Below are 14,811 nucleotides of genomic sequence, written 5' to 3'. Positions count from 1 at the left end.
ATTCTCCTTTTGTTTAACCGGATGCTTGCGCGCCAGGCGTGAAGCGTGATGGCGCAAACGAGGACATGTCAACGTTGGGTTTGCGACCGGACACAAGCTGCGCGAGAAGCCGGCCGGTGCGCGGGCCGCACGTGAGGCCGACATGCTGATGACCGAAGCCGAGAAAGGCGCCCGCGATGCCCGGCACTTCGCCGATCATCGGGAGCGAGTCGGTGAGGCTCGGGCGATGGCCCATCCACTCGCGCCGCTCGGTCCATGTGAGGCCCGGCATCGCGGCGCGGATCTTCTCCTCGAGAAGCTCGAACGGGGCGCGGGAGGGCGGCGCATCGAGGCCGCCGAATTCGACGATGCCCGCAAGGCGCAAGCGGCCCTCCATCGGCGTCGCCACGAACTTGCCCGCCACCACGGACGTCGGCGAACGGGGCATCGCGTTGACGCCGTAGAATTCGAGATGATAGCCGCGCTCGCTCTCGAGCGGGACGGTGAGACCGAGCCGGCGCGCGATCGGCGCCGACCACGCCCCCGTCGCGAGGATCGCGACATCGCAGGCGACCGTCTCCCCATCGACGCGCACGCCCGTCACCTTGCCGCCGACGTGCACAATGTCCTCGACATCGCCCCGCAAAAGCGTCCCACCGGACGCCACGACATGATCGGCGAGCGCCTTCACATAAGCGCCCGGATCCTTGATGTAGCCGTGTCCCGGCACGCGGACGAGGTGGCGGATCGAGGGCGACAGAAGCGGGTCGTAAGCCTGGACCTCATCCCCCTCCAGGATCTCCCAATCATAACCGTGGGACTTGCGAATCTCCCACCCGAACGCGTCGCCCTCGAACATCGCGCGGTCGCGATAGGCGAACACATAGTCCGCCGGCTCGATGAAGCGCGCCGCGGGCGTGCCCTCGGCGACCGACTGATGCTCGGCGAGACTGTCGCGCGTGATCTCGGCGAGCGCGGCGGCGATCCGTTTCGTGTCCGCCGGATTGGCGTTGCGCAGGAACTTGACGAGCCACGGCGCGATTTTGGGCAGATAGGACCACTTGAGGAAAAGCGGCTCCTTCGGATCGAACAACAGCCGCGGCGCCTTCTTGGCGAGCCCCGGCACCGTGACCGGCACGACGGAGGCCGACGCGAGGACGCCGGCATTGCCGAAGCTCGTCCCCTCGCCCGGCGCCTGCTTGTCGACGAGGACGACCTCGTGCCCGTCCTTGAGCAGCCACGCCGCCGTGGAGACGCCGACGATCCCGGCACCGATGACGATGACCTTGCTCATGCCGCCACCGTCGTCGCGACCGCATAGTGAGCGAGTTTGCCCTCGTCCGGCAGGATGCCGAGACCGGGGCCGTCAGGCACCCGGATCGCGCCGCCTTCATAGGGTAAGGGTTCGGTCAGGATGTCGTCCACGAGATAATATTTCGCCTGATAGAACTCGCACCCGAGGGTGATCGCCGGCGAGGCGGCGATGGTGTGGGCGCCCGCGAGATGGGCGAGCCCCGTCTCGAACATATCGCCGCCATAGGCGCTGAGACCCGACGCGGCGGCGATCGCGGCGACGGCCTGCGCCCGGCGCGGCCCGCCCGATTTCATGATCTTGATCGAAACCCCGTCGCAGATCCCTTCCGCAACGGCGCGCATCATGTCCTCCGGCCCGAACACGCTTTCATCGGCGATCAACGGCACGTCGATCGTCTCGCGAAGGCGCGCCATCAGCGTGAACTGATCGAACCGCACCGGCTGCTCGATGAAGGTGACGTCCATCATCGCGACATCGTAGACGCGGCCGGCCGCCTCGTCGGGGCTGAGGCCCTGATTGTAGTCGACCCGGACGTCGAGATCGTCATGGTCGGCGGCGAGCCGATCGAGCCGCATCATATCGAACTGGTGATCCTGCACGCCCGCCTTCAGCTTAACGATCCCGACCCCGTCGGCCTTCAAACGTTCGATGAGAGCAAGGTCCGCGCCAAAATCGGGATCGGCGAGCGAGCACGACAGCGGGATCGTCTCCCGGCAGCGTCCGCCGAGAAGGGCCGAGACCGGAACGCCCGCGATTCGGCCCGCGAGATCGAGGAGCGCGGTCTCGAGCGCCGCCTTCGCATCGGTGCAGAAGGCGACCGCCTTGTTTGCATTGCCCATAATCGCGGCAATGTCGCCGACCCGGGCGCCAACCACATGCGGCCGGATATACCGGTCGAGCGCGGCATAGGCCGCCTCCGGCGTGCCGGTGAACACCGACCAGGGCGAGGCCTCGCCATAGCCGACCGCCCCGCTTTCGGAGGTGAGCCGCACGATGACGACCTCGACCGCCCCCGCGACGCTGCCGATCCCATGATCGCGCCGCGAGGCGACCGGCAGCTTCAGATGCCACAGATCGAGCGCGACGATGGTCTCGCCCGTCATCAGGCGATCCATTCGGAAACCGGCGCCGCGGCTTCGTGGAGCGGCTGGGAGATGACGTCGACGAGGGTCGGCCCGTCATGGGCGGCGGCCTCGGCGAGCACCTTCGCAAGATCCGCCGGATCCTCCACCCGCCAGCTCTTCACGCCGAAGGCGGCGGCGACGGCGGCATGGTCGGTCCGGTCGAAATCGACGTTATAATAGCGCTTGCCGAAGCCCGAATCCTGCCCCGCTTTGATCCAGCCGAAGACCGAGTTGGAGAAGACGACCGACATGATCGGCATCTTGTTGCGGGTGATCGTCTCGAACTCGCCGCAGCAGAAGTTGAACGACCCGTCACCCATCACCGCGACGGTCTTGACGTCCGGCCGGCCGATATGGGCCCCCATCGCGGCGGCGAGCGAATAGCCGAGCGCGCCGTGGGCCCGGTTGGTGATGAAGCGTCGGCCGGCATTTTCCCAGCGATAATGTGCCGAGAAATAGGGGCACGGCGTGCCGGGATCGGCGACGATCACCGCATCCTTGTCGAGGACGTCCATCAGCGCCTGGATCACCGCCTCGGGGCGGATCGGCCGTTCGGTGCTCGCGGCGAGCGGGGCGAAATCGGCGAGCTTGCCCTTCCAGGCCGCCGCGGCGCGCGCGGTGCCGTTCTGGCTCGCGAGCGTGCGCGTGCCGAGCGCCTTTGCGAGCGCGCCGAGGGCGAGCTTGGCGTCGGCCGCGATCGCGACCTCCGTCTCATAATTCGCGCCGATCACCATCGGATCGCTGTCGATGTGGATAATCGTTCGACCATGCGGCGGCGAACGCCAGCGCTCCGTCGTGACGGATCCGGCGCGGCAGCCGATGAAGACGATCACGTCCGCCTCGTCGACCACGCTGCGCGTCGTCGGAACGCCGCCATTGGAGCCGACGACGCCGAGGGCGAGCGGGTCGGTCTCGGCGATCGCGCCCTGGCCGGAGACGGTCGTCGCGACGGGGCATTCGAGCGCCCGCGCAACGGCGGCGAGCTCGGCGAACGCGCCGGAGATCACCGGGCCGCCGCCACAGACGATGACCGCAGAGCGCGCCTTCGAGAGGATGTCGGCCGCGGCTTCGATCGCGTCGGGATCGGGGCCGGCCCGCTCGGCGGGAAAGGTCTGGTGGCGCGCATCGGCCCAGATCTCAGCCTCGTCGACGGCGCCCTTCTGGGTATCGAAGGGGAGCGCCAGATGGACGGCGCCCGGCGTTCCGGTCGTCATCGCACGGAAGGCGGCGCGCACCATCGCCGGCAGGCGCGAGGCGTCGTCGAGCGAGGTGTTCCATTTCGTCAGCGGCCGGAACATCGCCACCTGGTCGAGCTCCGTCAGCGGGTATTTGCCGCGCGCCGTCGTCGACACGTCGGTCGTGATGGCCATGATCGGGATCGAGCTTTCGTTCGCCTCCACGACCCCCGGCAGGATGTAGGTCGCACCGCCACCGGACGGCCCCTCGCAGATGCCGGGACGGCCGGTCACACGGGCATAGGCGTCGGCCATATAGGCCGCGTGCCGCTCGTCACGGGTGAGGATGTGGTGGATGCCGTGATCGAGACGGGCGAGCGCGTCGTAAAAGGGCAGCGTCGTGTCCCCGCAAAGGCCGAACATGTGCTTGACGCCATAGGCCTGGAGGAGACGCACCATCGCCTCGGCGCCGGTCATTTCGTTGGTTCGTGCCGTCATGGGTTCCGTCTGGTCTTGGGATGAATCGTCGAATGGGGTATCGAGCCGCGAGCTGAAGCTGCGTGTCAAGCAGCACTCAACCACAAGCCCATCGTGAAGCGAGGTCGCGAGGCGGACAATGACTGGACGAGGCATGACGATCTTCCGCCGAACACGCATCATCGAATGGGGCGAATGCGACGCCGCCGGCATTGTCTATTATCCGAATTTTTATCGGTGGATGGACGGGCACTATCATCATCTGACGGTCAGCCTCGGCTTCGATCAGCGCAGCTTGCAGACCGATTTCGGCCTTCTTGCGACACCCTTGATCGACACCGGCTGCACCTTCGCGGTGCCGGCGAGCTATGGCGACGAATTGCGCATCGATCTCGCGATCGCCCATATCGGCACGACGAGCCTGCGGCTCGATTATCGCTTCAGCCGCGACGAGACGCCGATCGCCAAGGGATTTGAGGCGCGCGTCTTCGTCGTCCGCCTCGCGGATGGGACGATCGAAAAGGCCCCGATCCCACCCGCCATTCGCACGATGCTGGAGCCTTATTTGTCGGACGCCTGAGCGCCGGCGGCGTTAAAGCCGGTTGAGGCGGCGTGCGGCGCGCCAGAGGGTGAGCTGGGTGCGCCAAGCCGCCGGCTCGCGCGGCGCGAGCGGACGGCGCGCGATCGCGTCGAGCGCCCCTTTCGCCGTCATCGCCGGCAGGAAGGCCGCGCGGGTCTCCGGCGCGACGGTGGCGAGCGCCTCGCGCATCGCCTCGTCCGCCGTATGGCCGTGGGCGATCATCGCACGTACGACCCCGTCGGTCCCTTCCGCCACTGCGCCGGCTCTGATCATCGCGGCGACGTCGATGCCCGCGGCGCGCCACGCCGTTTCCGGGGCGAGCGTGTGGCCCATCATGAGGCGCGGCACGAGACGGCTTGCGGCCGCCACCGCGGTAAGCGCGACACCCGCATATCCGGCCGCCGTCCCGGCGGTTCGGGCCGCCGCAAGGCCCCTCTCCTCGCCGAGCGCGTCGATCGCGAGCGCCATCACGCCGAGCTGGATCGCCGCGCCCCGCGTCTCGCCGGCATAGCCGTCGAACGCGTCGAAGTCTGGAAACGGGTCGGCATAAAGGTCGTGGATGTGGGCCTCGCTCATGTCGGCGAGCGTGGTGGCGGGCCAGTGATAGCGCGCCATCCCGTCGCGCAGCGCGAGCACCAGCGGGATACCCGCCCCCTCGCCGAACCCCTGATCGCGGATCGCGTCGCGCCACCATTGGAGGCGAATTTCAGCGGCAAGCGGGTCCCGGATCGTCTCGACGATGCGGCCAAGCTCCAACCGGTAGGCCGCAAGGGCGAGGAGCGCGCGCCGCACGCTCGCCGGCGCGAAGAGAACCGAGAGGTAGGCGGTGCGATCGCGGGTGCGAACGTCGTCCTCGAAATCCATCACTCTACGGCGAGAAGGCCCGCGGCGACCCGCCGCTCCTCCGAAACCATCACGTTGAAGGTGCGGACAGCGGCGCCCGTCGTCATCGTGTCGAAGCGGATGCCGGCGGCGCGCAGCGCGCGGACGGTGGCGTTGTTCGCCGGCAGCGGGATGGTACCGACGCCGAGGAGGAGGACGTCGATCTCGTCCTTCTCCTCGATGACGCGCTTCAGGGCTTCACCGTCGATCTCGTCAGGCTGGGTCGGGGCCCAACCATAGATGCCGGAGGGCACGCACAGGATGGAGCCCACATGGCTCATCTCGGCGAACCGGAAGCCGCCATTGCCATAGGCATCGATCGGCGCCCGACCCGGAAAGTGCGCGTCGCGGATGACGAGCCCGCCCGCCATCAGGCTTTGGCGGGCTCTGACGCGTCCTCGCTCGCCTCGTCCCCGCCCTCCTCGTCATTTCCGGCAACCGCGCCGCGGCGCATGTTGAGGGTGATGAGGAGCGGTGCCGCGATGAAGATCGACGAGAACGTGCCGACGAGGACGCCCCAGATCATCGCGAACGTAAAGGAGCGGATCACCTCGCCGCCGAAGACGAAGAGGGCGATGAGGGCGAGCAACGTCGTGATCGAGGTCATCAACGTGCGCGACAGCATCTGATTGATCGACAGGTCGATCAGATCCGGCATCGGCAGGCGTTTATATCGTCGTAAATTCTCGCGAACGCGGTCGTAGACGACGACCGTATCGTTGAGTGAGTAGCCGACGATGGTGAGCACGGCGGCGATCGATGTCAGATTGAACTCTATCTGTGTGATAGAGAACAAACCGATCGTCAAAATCACGTCGTGCGCCGTCGTCACGACCGCGCCGACTGCGAAATGCCACTCGAAGCGCAACCAGATATAGGCCATGATCGCGAGCAGCGCGCCGACGACGGCGATGGCGCCGGCCTGGGCCAGCTCGCCCGAGACGCGCGGGCCGACGACTTCGACACGGCGGAAATCGGCGGTTTCGCCGTAGATCTCGCGCAGCATGATGACGCCGCGCTGCTGCGCCTCTTCCCCGCCGGGCTGTTCCTCGATGCGGATCATCACGTCCGTCGGATCGCCGAACTCGACGATCTGGACGTCGCCGAGATTGAGGCTGCCGATCTCGGAGCGCATCTCGGCGATGTCGACCGGCTCCTCGAAGCGCAGCTCGACCATCGTGCCGCCGCGGAAGTCGATGCCGTAATTCATGCCGATCGTCCCGAAGAGGACGATCGACAGGATCGACAGGATCAGCGACCCGATCATCACCGGCTTGCGATACCGCATGAAGGGGATGCGGGTCTGTTCGGGCAACGAAAGCAGTTTCATCGACTTACACCGGTATCGTCGTCGGACGGCGCTTGCGCACCCAGATCGCGACCATCCACCGCGTGAACACGAATGCGGTGAAGACCGTGGTCAGAATGCCGATCGCCAACGTCACGGCGAAGCCGCGAATCGGGCCCGAGCCGAGCTGGAACAGGATGACGGCCGCGATCAACGTCGTGATGTTGGCGTCAAGGATGGTGCCGAGTGCCCGGCTGAAGCCGGCGTCGATCGCAAGGATCGGCGTTCGCCCGGCCCTCGCCTCGTCTTTTATTCGCTCATAGATCAGAACGTTCGCGTCGACCGCCATGCCCATCGTGAGCACGATGCCGGCGATGCCCGGCAAGGTCAGCGTCGCCCCGAGAAGCGACAACAGTCCCAGAATGAGAACGACGTTGAGGACGAGCGCGATGTTCGCGAACACGCCGAAGAGGCCGTAGACCGCGATCATCGAACCCGCGACGAGCACGGCGGCAACGATCGCCGCGATTTCGCCCGCGGCGATCGAATCGGCGCCGAGGCCGGGGCCGACGGTCCGCTCTTCGACCAGCGTCAACGCGGCCGGAAGCGCGCCGGCACGCAGGAGAATCGCGAGATCGTTCGCCGACTGGACCGTGAACGAGCCGGAAATCTGGCCCGATCCCCCCGTGATCGGCTCGCGGATGACCGGCGCGGAAATCACCTCGTCATCGAGCACGATCGCGAACGGCCGACCGACATTTTGCGACGTGACCTGACCGAATTTGCGTGCACCGCCCGTGGTCAGGCGGAACGTCACGACGGGCTCGTTGGTCTGCTGCTGGAAGGACGGCTGCGCGTCGACGAGATCCTCACCCGTGAGGAGCGGCTGCTCCTCGACCACATAGGGCCGCAAGGGTTCGACCGGATCGTCTTCCGAGGTCGTGAGCACCATGGTGCCGGCGGGCGGCCGCGTGCGCATCGCCTCTTCGCCGGAGATCGACGTGTCGACGATATGGAACGTGAGCTGCGCCGTGGTGCCGACGAGGGCCTTCAATTGCTCGGGATTGCCGCCCGGCGCCTCGACGAGAATACGGTCTTCACCCTGGCGCTGAATGTTCGGCTCGGTCGTGCCGAGCTCGTCGATACGCCGGCGCACGACTTCGATCGACTGATCGACGATCGAGCGGATGCGCTGGGCGAGCCCCTCTTCGGTGAAGGTGAGGCGGAGGGTGTTGTTGGAGCCCTCGCTGAGGGCGAATTCCTCGACGCCGGACGAGCCGAACAGACCGCCGGCGAGCGGGTTGGTCAGCTCCGAAAGGCGTTGTCGCGCCTGGTCGAACTGGGTCGCGTCGCGGACACGGACCTGGACGCCGCCATCGATGACGCCGAGACCGGTATAGCCGATGCGCGGCTCGGTCCGCAGCGACTGGCGGACATCGCTCGTCAGCGACCGCAAGCGCTTGTCGATATAGTCCTGCCGATCCACCTCATAGAGGAGATAGGCCCCGCCCTGCAGATCGAGGCCGAGGACGATACGCTCCTTCGGCAACCACGAGGGTAGGCCGGAGACCCAACTCGTCGGCACAAGATTCGGTATGACCGCAAAGATCCCGACGATGATGACGAGGACGATCGCGGTCGACTGCCAGCGGGCGAAGTGCAGCATTAGTCGTTGGCGGCGGGTTCAGGCTTGGTTCGAACCTCGGTGATCGTCGCGCGGACGACGCGCACCGGCTCATTCTCGCCAAAGCGGACCTCAACTTCCGAATCGTCGACGACTTTGGTGATCTTTCCCACCAGACCGCCGGCCGTGACGACCGTGTCGTTGCGTTTCAACGCCGCGACCATCGCCTGATGCGACTTCATCCGCTGCCGCTGCGGGCGGATGATGAGGAAGTACATGATCACGAAGATCAGCAGGAAGGGGGCGAGCGAGATAATGAAATCTGCGCCGCCGCCACCTGCGCCAGGAGCCTGTGCGAAGGCTTCGGTGACGAGCATGGGGCAACCTTATGAACCGGACGCGGCCGACAAGACGCGGGTTGTCCACGTCCGTTCCGCCGCCAGTCGTGCGGAGGTAACGTCAATTCGGTCCGATTGCAACGCGCCGATGGTGCGCGCAACGGTCCTTGTTGACACGCCCCTGTGGCAGGACGGGGGCATCGGGGCCCGATTGCAATGCGTGGCCAGTCCCGGCAAGAAAGGGTGAACGATCCCATCCTCGCCGCCGTCTCCTCGATCGCCCTGCGACAAGCTGATGCTGCGGCGTTCGTCCGCTCTATGTGAAGCCAGGAACACCGTGACTTCAATGACCTCGCCCGTCCGCGCCCATATCGCGCTGGGCAGCAATCTCGGCGACCGGGCCGCCCTTCTCGACGCGGCCGTCGCGGCCCTCGACGATGTGCCGCAAATCACCGTCACGGCTCGTTCGAGCCGCCACGAGACCGCGGCGATGCTCCCGGATGGCGCGCCGGCGGACTGGGACATTCCGTTCCTCAACGAAGTCGTCGCGCTTCGGACGACGCTCGCCCCGCGGGCGCTCCTGTCCCGCGCCAAGGCGATCGAGGCCTCGCTCGGCCGCCGGCCGGCGGAGCGCTGGGCGCCGCGCCTCATCGATATCGACATTCTGAGCCACGGCGACACCGTGATCGAGGACGGCGATCTCGTGATCCCGCATCCCGGCATCGCAAGCCGCCTTTTCGTGCTGCGCCCCTGGGCCGAAATCGACCCCGATTGGCGTCATCCGGTCATGAAACTCACCGTGGCGGAGATGAAGAACGCGCTCGAGCGGCCATGACCAAGCTCGTCGGTATCCTCAACATCACGCCCGATTCGTTCTCCGAACCGACGAGCCGGCTCGAGACGGACATCGCCATCGCGCACGCCGCCGGTCTCATCGCCGACGGGGCGGACGTCATCGATGTGGGCGCCGAATCGACGCGCCCCCGCGCCGAGCCTCTGACGGCGGACGCCGAATGGGCGCGCCTCGCCGCCCCGCTCCCCGCGATCGTCGCCCTCGCCCACGAGGCCGGCATTCCCGTCAGCCTCGACACCCGCCACCCAAGGACCGCTGCGCGCGGCCTCGAGGCGGGCGTCGATTGGATCAACGATCAGACGGGGTTCGTGGACGCCGAGATGCGCCGCGTCGTCGCGGGGTCGGCGGGCCCGCTGGTGTTGATGCACGCCCTCACCGTTCCCGTGGACCCGGCCGTCAAGTTGCCGCCCGGCGAGCCTGGTCCCCACCTCCGCCGCTTCTTCGAGGCGCGCCTCGAAGCGATGGCGCGCGACGGGATCGACACCGCCCGCGTGATCCTCGATCCCGGCATCGGGTTCGGCCCCTCGCCTGCCCAGGCGATCGCGATCATGGCCGATGCGGCCGCATTCGCGTTGGGCCACAAGGTCCTGATCGGCCACTCGCGCAAGTCCTTCTTCGCGCTCGTCACCGACCGGCCCGCCCCGGAACGGGACGACGTCACCCTCCTCGCCTCCGCCTTCATGATGCGTGCGCGGGTCGATTATCTGCGCGTCCATGATATCGCGCGGCACAAGGCGCTTGCGACGGCGCTCGCCGCACTCGATCCACCGATGGCGGGCTAACCGCCCAACACCAACAGTCTGAGAGAACGACGGACATGTCCACGAATGACGACCTCATCCAACGCCTCGATCACCTGATCGCGGTTCTGGAGCGCTGGGCGCCGCCCGCGCGCCCGGCCCCGCAATTCGACGCCGCGGACGCATTCATGTGGCACGCCGAAACCGGCGTCCTCTCGCCGGTGCCGGCCGTGAGCCGGGTCGATATCGGCCTTTTGAAGGGCATCGACGCCAACCGCGACCGCCTCCTTGAAAACACCGAGCGGTTCGCAAAGGGCCTCCCGGCGAACAACGCCCTGTTGTGGGGCGCGCGCGGCATGGGCAAGTCCTCGCTCGTCAAAGCGGCCCATGCGGCGATTCCGGGCCTCAAGCTCGTCGAGATCCACCGCGAGGACATCGCGAGCCTGCCGAGCCTCATGGGTCTCTTGCGTCCCACCCCGCACCGCTTCCTCATCCTGTGCGACGACCTCTCCTTCGACGCGGGTGAGACCTCCTATAAGTCGCTGAAGGCCGTGCTCGATGGCGGCGTCGAAGGGCGGCCGGAAAACGTCCTCTTTTATGCGACGTCCAACCGGCGCCACATCCTGGCCCGCGACATGGTGGAGAACGAGCGCGGCACCGCGATCAATCCCGGCGACGCGGTGGAGGAGAAAGTCTCCCTCTCCGATCGCTTCGGCCTCTGGCTCGGCTTCCACCGCTGCTCGCAGGACGAATATCTGTCGATGGTGAACGGCTATGTCGACGCCTTCGGGATTAAGATCGCCCCCGAAACGCTCCGCCACGAGGCGCTCGAATGGTCGACGACGCGCGGCTCCCGCTCCGGCCGTGTCGCCTGGCAATATGTTCAGGATCTCGCCGGCCGCCTCGGCGTCGCGATGAAGGCCGCCTGACGCTTCGCCGTTCGCGCCACGAAAAAGGCCCCCGGATCGGATCCGGGGGCCTTTTTTATGGGGTCGTCGTCGCAGTGGGGGCGATCAGGCGCCCGACAGGTGCGGCAGCGGGTCGACCGGCTTCGACTTGCGGCGAAGCTCGAAGTGGAGCTGCGGCTGGTCGACCGAGCCGGTCTTGCCGACATTGGCGATGAGCTGGCCGCGTTTCACCTTGTCGCCGCGCTGGACCTTGAGCTGGTCGTTGTGGGCATAGGCGGACACCCAGTCGTCCTTGTGCTGGACGAGGACGAGATTGCCGTACCCCTCGAGCTCGCTGCCCGCATAGATCACGGTGCCCTCTTCGGCGGCGAGAACGGGCGTTCCGGCCGGAACGGCGAGGTTGATGCCCTCGTTGCGCGCACCGTCGGCCTGGACGCCGAAGCCGGCGATGATGCGGCCGCGAACGGGCCAGCGGAAACCGCTCGCACCGGCCGATGCGACGCCGGGCGCGGCGGGCTCGGACACCGTCGGCGTCGCGTTGGCGATGGTTTCGCGTTCCTGCGCGACGTCGGGCGTCGCGTCGGTCATCGTCTGGCCGGCGTTCTGCTCGGGCGGCAAGGAGGCGACTTGCGTCTCCTTCGTCGGCTCCTGGGCCGCGATGTTCGCCTGGTTCGGAATGCGCAGCGTCTGACCGAGCTGGACCGTGCCGTTCGACGGAAGACCGTTAAGGCGCGCGACGTCGGCTTGCGACACCCCGTGCGAGGTCGAGATCGAATAGAGCGTGTCGCCGGGTTTGACGGTGTAACGCGCCTCCTGGGCCTGCTCGTTCAAGGTGGTCGCCGGTGCGCCGAGAAGGTTCGAGGACGCGACGACGGTCGCGGTCGCCTCTTCCGGCGTCACGGTCGGCTGATCGCGATAGGTATAAGTCGGAATGACGAGGCGCTGGCCGGCGCGGATCTGTTCGGCATTCGTGAGGCCGTTCGCCTCGAGGATCACATTGACCGGAACGCCATAGCCCTGGCTCAACGTCGTCGCCGTGTCGGCGCTGGTGACTTCGACGATCGGTGCACCCTCGACGCTCCAACCGCGCGCCTTCAGCGCCTGCGGCGTCTTGATGGTGCCGGTCGCATTATGGGCGGCAAGCGCGGTCGGACCGCCCATCGGTGCGAGATCGGTGGATTCGATTGCGCCGGTTTGCTGCTGTGCCGCCGAGCCGGCGAAGAGCGGACCGTCGCCCAACCGTGCTGAGCCCGAAGAACACCCAGCAGCAATACCGGCCAGCGACGCAACCAGAACGATCTTCGCCGCCCCCGATTGCCCGAAACGCCGCAGTCCCTCGCGCATGACTCGCACCCCTCTGCGCCCAAAATAACGAGGCCCCCATAAGGCGCGTGGAGACGCTAACGAAACTTTAATCGGCGGCGGCACATTGCCCGGAAATGCTTGGTTTTTGTTATGCTTTTCAGCATCGTGCGCGAGTGTTGCAGTGGTGTCACAGAACCCCTGCGACGCCGGGGACCAGCGGCACGAAGCGAACGTCGGCGATCCGCTCGCCTTCTAGACCGTCGGCCGTAAGGCGGCACTTTAACAACTCTTGCGTGTGTCCCTGATCACCGATCGGCGCGACCAGAATGCCCCCCGGAGCGAGCTGGCTGACGAGCGCCTCGGGAACGGCAACGGCGGCGGCGGTCATGATGATGCGGTCGAACGGGGCGTGCTCGTCCCATCCGTCATGGCCGTCGCCGACCTTGAACGAGACGTTGTCGATGCGCAGCACGCGCAGCCGCTCGGCGGCGAGTTCGGAGAGCATGTGATAGCGCTCGACCGTAAAGACGTGCGCGGCGATGCGGGCGAGGATCGCCGCCTGATAGCCCGACCCCGTCCCGATCTCGAGGACCGTCATGTCGGGGCGCAGCTCCAACGCGTCGGTCATCATCGCGACGATGGTGGGCTGGGAGATCGTCTGCCCGCAATCGATCGGGGCGGCGCGGTCCTGATAGGCGAGGCGTTTGTGGCGGGCCCCCAGAAAGAGCGACCGGGGCACGCCTTCGAGGGCCGCCAGAGTGGCGCGCGAGGCGACATTCTGGCGGCGAAGGTGCATCGCGAGCTCGGCTCGCGCGATGGCCTCCTCGTCTTCGCTCATTCAGCCGATATGCGGTCAAACCCCGTGTACGGCAAGAGAATCTCGGGCACGCGGATCGAACCGTCCTCTTCCTGATAATTCTCCATCACGGCGATCAACGCGCGGCCGACCGCGACGCCCGATCCGTTCAATGTGTGAACGAAGCCTGGCGCGGCATCCGGCGCGGGCCGGTAGCGGGCGTCCATCCGGCGGGCCTGGAAATCACCGCAGACCGAGACGGAGGAAATCTCGCGATAGGTGTTCTGGCCCGGCAGCCAGACCTCGATATCGTAGGTGCGCTGAGCGGCGAAGCCGATATCGCCGGTGGAGAGCGTCACGACGCGGTACGGCAGGCCGAGCGCCTTCAGCACCGCCTCGGCGCAGCCGACCATCCGCTCCTGCTCGTCGAGCGAGGCCTCCGGCGTCGTGATCGACACGAGCTCGCACTTCTGGAACTGGTGCTGGCGCAGCATCCCATGCGTGTCGCGGCCGGCCGAGCCCGCCTCGGAGCGGAAACAGGGCGTCAGCGCGGTGAAGCGCAGGGGAAGCGCCGCCGCGTCGAGGATCTGCTCGCGCACCAGATTGGTGAGCGGCACCTCGGCGGTCGGGATCAGCCAGCGTCCGTCCGTGGTCTTGAAGAGATCATCGGCGAATTTCGGAAGCTGGGCCGTGCCGAACACCGGCGCGTCGCGCACCAAAAGCGGCGGGCTCACCTCGAGATAGCCGTGGGTGTTGGTGTGCAGATCGATCATGAACTGACCGAGCGCGCGCTCGAGACGGGCGAGCTTGCCGGTGAGGATCGTGAAGCGCGAGCCCGCCAGCATCGCCGCCTTCTCGACGTCCATCAGCCCGAGCCCCTCGCCGAGCGCGTCGTGCTCCTTCGCGGGGAACGAGAAGGCACGCGGCTCGCCGATGCGGCGCAGCTCGACATTGTCGCTCTCGCTCTCTCCCTCCGGGACGTCCGCGAGGACCATGTTGGGGAGCGCGGCGAGCGCCTCGTGAAGCGCCTCGCTCGCGGTACGCTCGGCATCCTCGCCGGCCTGGATCTCGGCCTTCAGCGTGGCGACCTCGTCGATGAGCTGCTGGGCCGCCTCCTCGTCCTTCGCCGCCTTCGCCTTGCCGATCGCCTTCGAGGCGGTGTTGCGCTTGGTCTGCGCGTCCTGCAGGCGGGAGATGATGTTGCGGCGATTGTCGTCGAGGGCGATGAGACGCGCGGCGGCCGGCTCCATTCCGCGCTTCTTCAGCGCGGCGTCGAAGGCGTCGGGCGCGTCGCGGACGGCGCGGATATCGAACATAGCTCTTTCTCTGGCGGTCTGGCGTGGGAGCCGCGCTCTCTCCCGGGGCGCGGGCTCTTGGTCCTATACAAGCGACATGGCCGGTTCACCATAGGCGTCGGCGAATCCGGG

The 14,811-nt window shown here is 67.1% G+C and carries 15 protein-coding genes; 4 read left to right on the top strand and 11 right to left on the bottom strand.

Annotation, left to right across the window (positions count from 1 at the left end):
• Nucleotides 1-13: 13 nt before the first annotated feature.
• Genes L1787_RS06515 through L1787_RS06505 form a run of 3 tightly spaced genes read right to left on the bottom strand, consistent with a single transcriptional unit; the run spans nucleotide 14 to nucleotide 4,091 of the window.
• Nucleotides 14-1,273: an NAD(P)/FAD-dependent oxidoreductase gene (locus L1787_RS06515; RefSeq protein ID WP_235707873.1), complete on the bottom strand. Its 1,260-nt coding sequence runs from the start codon at nucleotides 1,271-1,273 to the stop codon at nucleotides 14-16.
• Nucleotides 1,270-2,397 carry an enolase C-terminal domain-like protein gene (locus L1787_RS06510; RefSeq protein WP_235707872.1) on the bottom strand — a complete coding sequence of 376 codons (1,128 nt, stop codon included), beginning with the start codon at nucleotides 2,395-2,397 and terminating at the stop codon, nucleotides 1,270-1,272. The genes L1787_RS06515 and L1787_RS06510 overlap by 4 nt, the downstream gene beginning before the upstream one ends.
• Complete coding sequence (locus tag L1787_RS06505) at nucleotides 2,397-4,091, bottom strand: thiamine pyrophosphate-binding protein (protein WP_235707870.1); 1,695 nt, start codon at nucleotides 4,089-4,091, stop codon at nucleotides 2,397-2,399. Before L1787_RS06505 ends, L1787_RS06510 begins: the two co-directional genes overlap by 1 nt.
• Before the next feature lie 133 nt (nucleotides 4,092-4,224).
• Between L1787_RS06505 and L1787_RS06500 the strand changes: the two genes are divergently transcribed.
• On the top strand, nucleotides 4,225-4,650 hold the full coding sequence (locus tag L1787_RS06500; RefSeq protein ID WP_235707868.1) for an acyl-CoA thioesterase: 426 nt from the start codon (nucleotides 4,225-4,227) through the stop codon (nucleotides 4,648-4,650).
• 12 nt (nucleotides 4,651-4,662) lie between these two features.
• Here L1787_RS06500 and L1787_RS06495 read toward each other — a convergent pair whose 3' ends face one another.
• From L1787_RS06495 to yajC, 5 genes are read right to left on the bottom strand one after another with little or no spacing between them, the layout of a single operon-like run.
• The gene (locus tag L1787_RS06495) at nucleotides 4,663-5,514 is read right to left on the bottom strand and encodes a squalene/phytoene synthase family protein (protein WP_235707867.1); all 852 of its coding nucleotides are present in this window, start codon (nucleotides 5,512-5,514) and stop codon (nucleotides 4,663-4,665) included.
• Nucleotides 5,514-5,903 carry an Mth938-like domain-containing protein gene (locus L1787_RS06490; RefSeq protein WP_235707865.1) on the bottom strand — a complete coding sequence of 130 codons (390 nt, stop codon included), beginning with the start codon at nucleotides 5,901-5,903 and terminating at the stop codon, nucleotides 5,514-5,516. Before L1787_RS06490 ends, L1787_RS06495 begins: the two co-directional genes overlap by 1 nt.
• Nucleotides 5,903-6,862 (bottom strand): protein translocase subunit SecF, encoded by a 960-nt coding sequence (secF, locus tag L1787_RS06485; protein WP_235707864.1) that lies wholly within the window; start codon nucleotides 6,860-6,862, stop codon nucleotides 5,903-5,905. Before secF ends, L1787_RS06490 begins: the two co-directional genes overlap by 1 nt.
• 4 nt (nucleotides 6,863-6,866) lie before the next feature.
• Nucleotides 6,867-8,486: a protein translocase subunit SecD gene (gene secD, locus L1787_RS06480; RefSeq protein ID WP_235707863.1), complete on the bottom strand. Its 1,620-nt coding sequence runs from the start codon at nucleotides 8,484-8,486 to the stop codon at nucleotides 6,867-6,869.
• The gene (gene yajC, locus L1787_RS06475) at nucleotides 8,486-8,821 is read right to left on the bottom strand and encodes a preprotein translocase subunit YajC (RefSeq protein WP_235707862.1); all 336 of its coding nucleotides are present in this window, start codon (nucleotides 8,819-8,821) and stop codon (nucleotides 8,486-8,488) included. Before yajC ends, secD begins: the two co-directional genes overlap by 1 nt.
• Nucleotides 8,822-9,128: 307 nt before the next feature.
• On the opposite strand from yajC, the gene folK reads away from it, so the two are divergent.
• Genes folK through L1787_RS06460 form a run of 3 tightly spaced genes read left to right on the top strand, consistent with a single transcriptional unit; the run spans nucleotide 9,129 to nucleotide 11,304 of the window.
• Nucleotides 9,129-9,617, top strand: a complete 489-nt coding sequence (gene folK, locus L1787_RS06470) for a 2-amino-4-hydroxy-6-hydroxymethyldihydropteridine diphosphokinase (RefSeq protein ID WP_235707861.1) — start codon at nucleotides 9,129-9,131, stop codon at nucleotides 9,615-9,617.
• Complete coding sequence (gene folP, locus L1787_RS06465) at nucleotides 9,614-10,417, top strand: dihydropteroate synthase (protein WP_235707858.1); 804 nt, start codon at nucleotides 9,614-9,616, stop codon at nucleotides 10,415-10,417. The genes folK and folP overlap by 4 nt, the downstream gene beginning before the upstream one ends.
• A gap of 35 nt (nucleotides 10,418-10,452) precedes the next feature.
• On the top strand, nucleotides 10,453-11,304 hold the full coding sequence (locus L1787_RS06460) for an ATP-binding protein (protein ID WP_235707857.1): 852 nt from the start codon (nucleotides 10,453-10,455) through the stop codon (nucleotides 11,302-11,304).
• Between the two features lie 84 nt (nucleotides 11,305-11,388).
• Here L1787_RS06460 and L1787_RS06455 read toward each other — a convergent pair whose 3' ends face one another.
• From L1787_RS06455 to serS, 3 genes are all read right to left on the bottom strand, one after another.
• Nucleotides 11,389-12,522 (bottom strand): peptidoglycan DD-metalloendopeptidase family protein, encoded by a 1,134-nt coding sequence (locus tag L1787_RS06455; RefSeq protein WP_235707854.1) that lies wholly within the window; start codon nucleotides 12,520-12,522, stop codon nucleotides 11,389-11,391.
• 253 nt (nucleotides 12,523-12,775) lie between these two features.
• A complete protein-coding gene (locus L1787_RS06450) occupies nucleotides 12,776-13,426 on the bottom strand; it encodes a protein-L-isoaspartate(D-aspartate) O-methyltransferase (protein ID WP_235707853.1) in 651 nt (216 codons plus the stop codon).
• Complete coding sequence (serS, locus tag L1787_RS06445; RefSeq protein ID WP_235707852.1) at nucleotides 13,423-14,700, bottom strand: serine--tRNA ligase; 1,278 nt, start codon at nucleotides 14,698-14,700, stop codon at nucleotides 13,423-13,425. The genes L1787_RS06450 and serS overlap by 4 nt, the downstream gene beginning before the upstream one ends.
• Between the last annotated feature and the right edge of the window lie 111 nt (nucleotides 14,701-14,811).

It is taken from the genome of Acuticoccus kalidii, assembly GCF_021556395.1.
In the GTDB taxonomy this organism is placed as follows: Bacteria; Pseudomonadota; Alphaproteobacteria; order Rhizobiales; family Amorphaceae; genus Acuticoccus; species Acuticoccus kalidii.
This window is presented reverse-complemented; position numbering and strand designations above follow the sequence as displayed.

Bases quoted from the DNA above. Each gene is read 5' to 3' on its own strand.
- L1787_RS06515 (WP_235707873.1), bottom strand. From the start codon at position 1,273: ATGAGCAAGGTCATCGTCATCGGTGCCGGGATCGTCGGCGTCTCCACG.
- L1787_RS06510 (WP_235707872.1), bottom strand. From the start codon at position 2,397: ATGACGGGCGAGACCATCGTCGCGCTCGATCTGTGGCATCTGAAGCTG.
- L1787_RS06505 (WP_235707870.1), bottom strand. From the start codon at position 4,091: ATGACGGCACGAACCAACGAAATGACCGGCGCCGAGGCGATGGTGCGT.
- L1787_RS06500 (WP_235707868.1), top strand. From the start codon at position 4,225: ATGACGATCTTCCGCCGAACACGCATCATCGAATGGGGCGAATGCGAC.
- L1787_RS06495 (WP_235707867.1), bottom strand. From the start codon at position 5,514: ATGGATTTCGAGGACGACGTTCGCACCCGCGATCGCACCGCCTACCTC.
- L1787_RS06490 (WP_235707865.1), bottom strand. From the start codon at position 5,903: ATGGCGGGCGGGCTCGTCATCCGCGACGCGCACTTTCCGGGTCGGGCG.
- secF (WP_235707864.1), bottom strand. From the start codon at position 6,862: ATGAAACTGCTTTCGTTGCCCGAACAGACCCGCATCCCCTTCATGCGG.
- secD (WP_235707863.1), bottom strand. From the start codon at position 8,486: ATGCTGCACTTCGCCCGCTGGCAGTCGACCGCGATCGTCCTCGTCATC.
- yajC (WP_235707862.1), bottom strand. From the start codon at position 8,821: ATGCTCGTCACCGAAGCCTTCGCACAGGCTCCTGGCGCAGGTGGCGGC.
- folK (WP_235707861.1), top strand. From the start codon at position 9,129: ATGACCTCGCCCGTCCGCGCCCATATCGCGCTGGGCAGCAATCTCGGC.
- folP (WP_235707858.1), top strand. From the start codon at position 9,614: ATGACCAAGCTCGTCGGTATCCTCAACATCACGCCCGATTCGTTCTCC.
- L1787_RS06460 (WP_235707857.1), top strand. From the start codon at position 10,453: ATGTCCACGAATGACGACCTCATCCAACGCCTCGATCACCTGATCGCG.
- L1787_RS06450 (WP_235707853.1), bottom strand. From the start codon at position 13,426: ATGAGCGAAGACGAGGAGGCCATCGCGCGAGCCGAGCTCGCGATGCAC.
- serS (WP_235707852.1), bottom strand. From the start codon at position 14,700: ATGTTCGATATCCGCGCCGTCCGCGACGCGCCCGACGCCTTCGACGCC.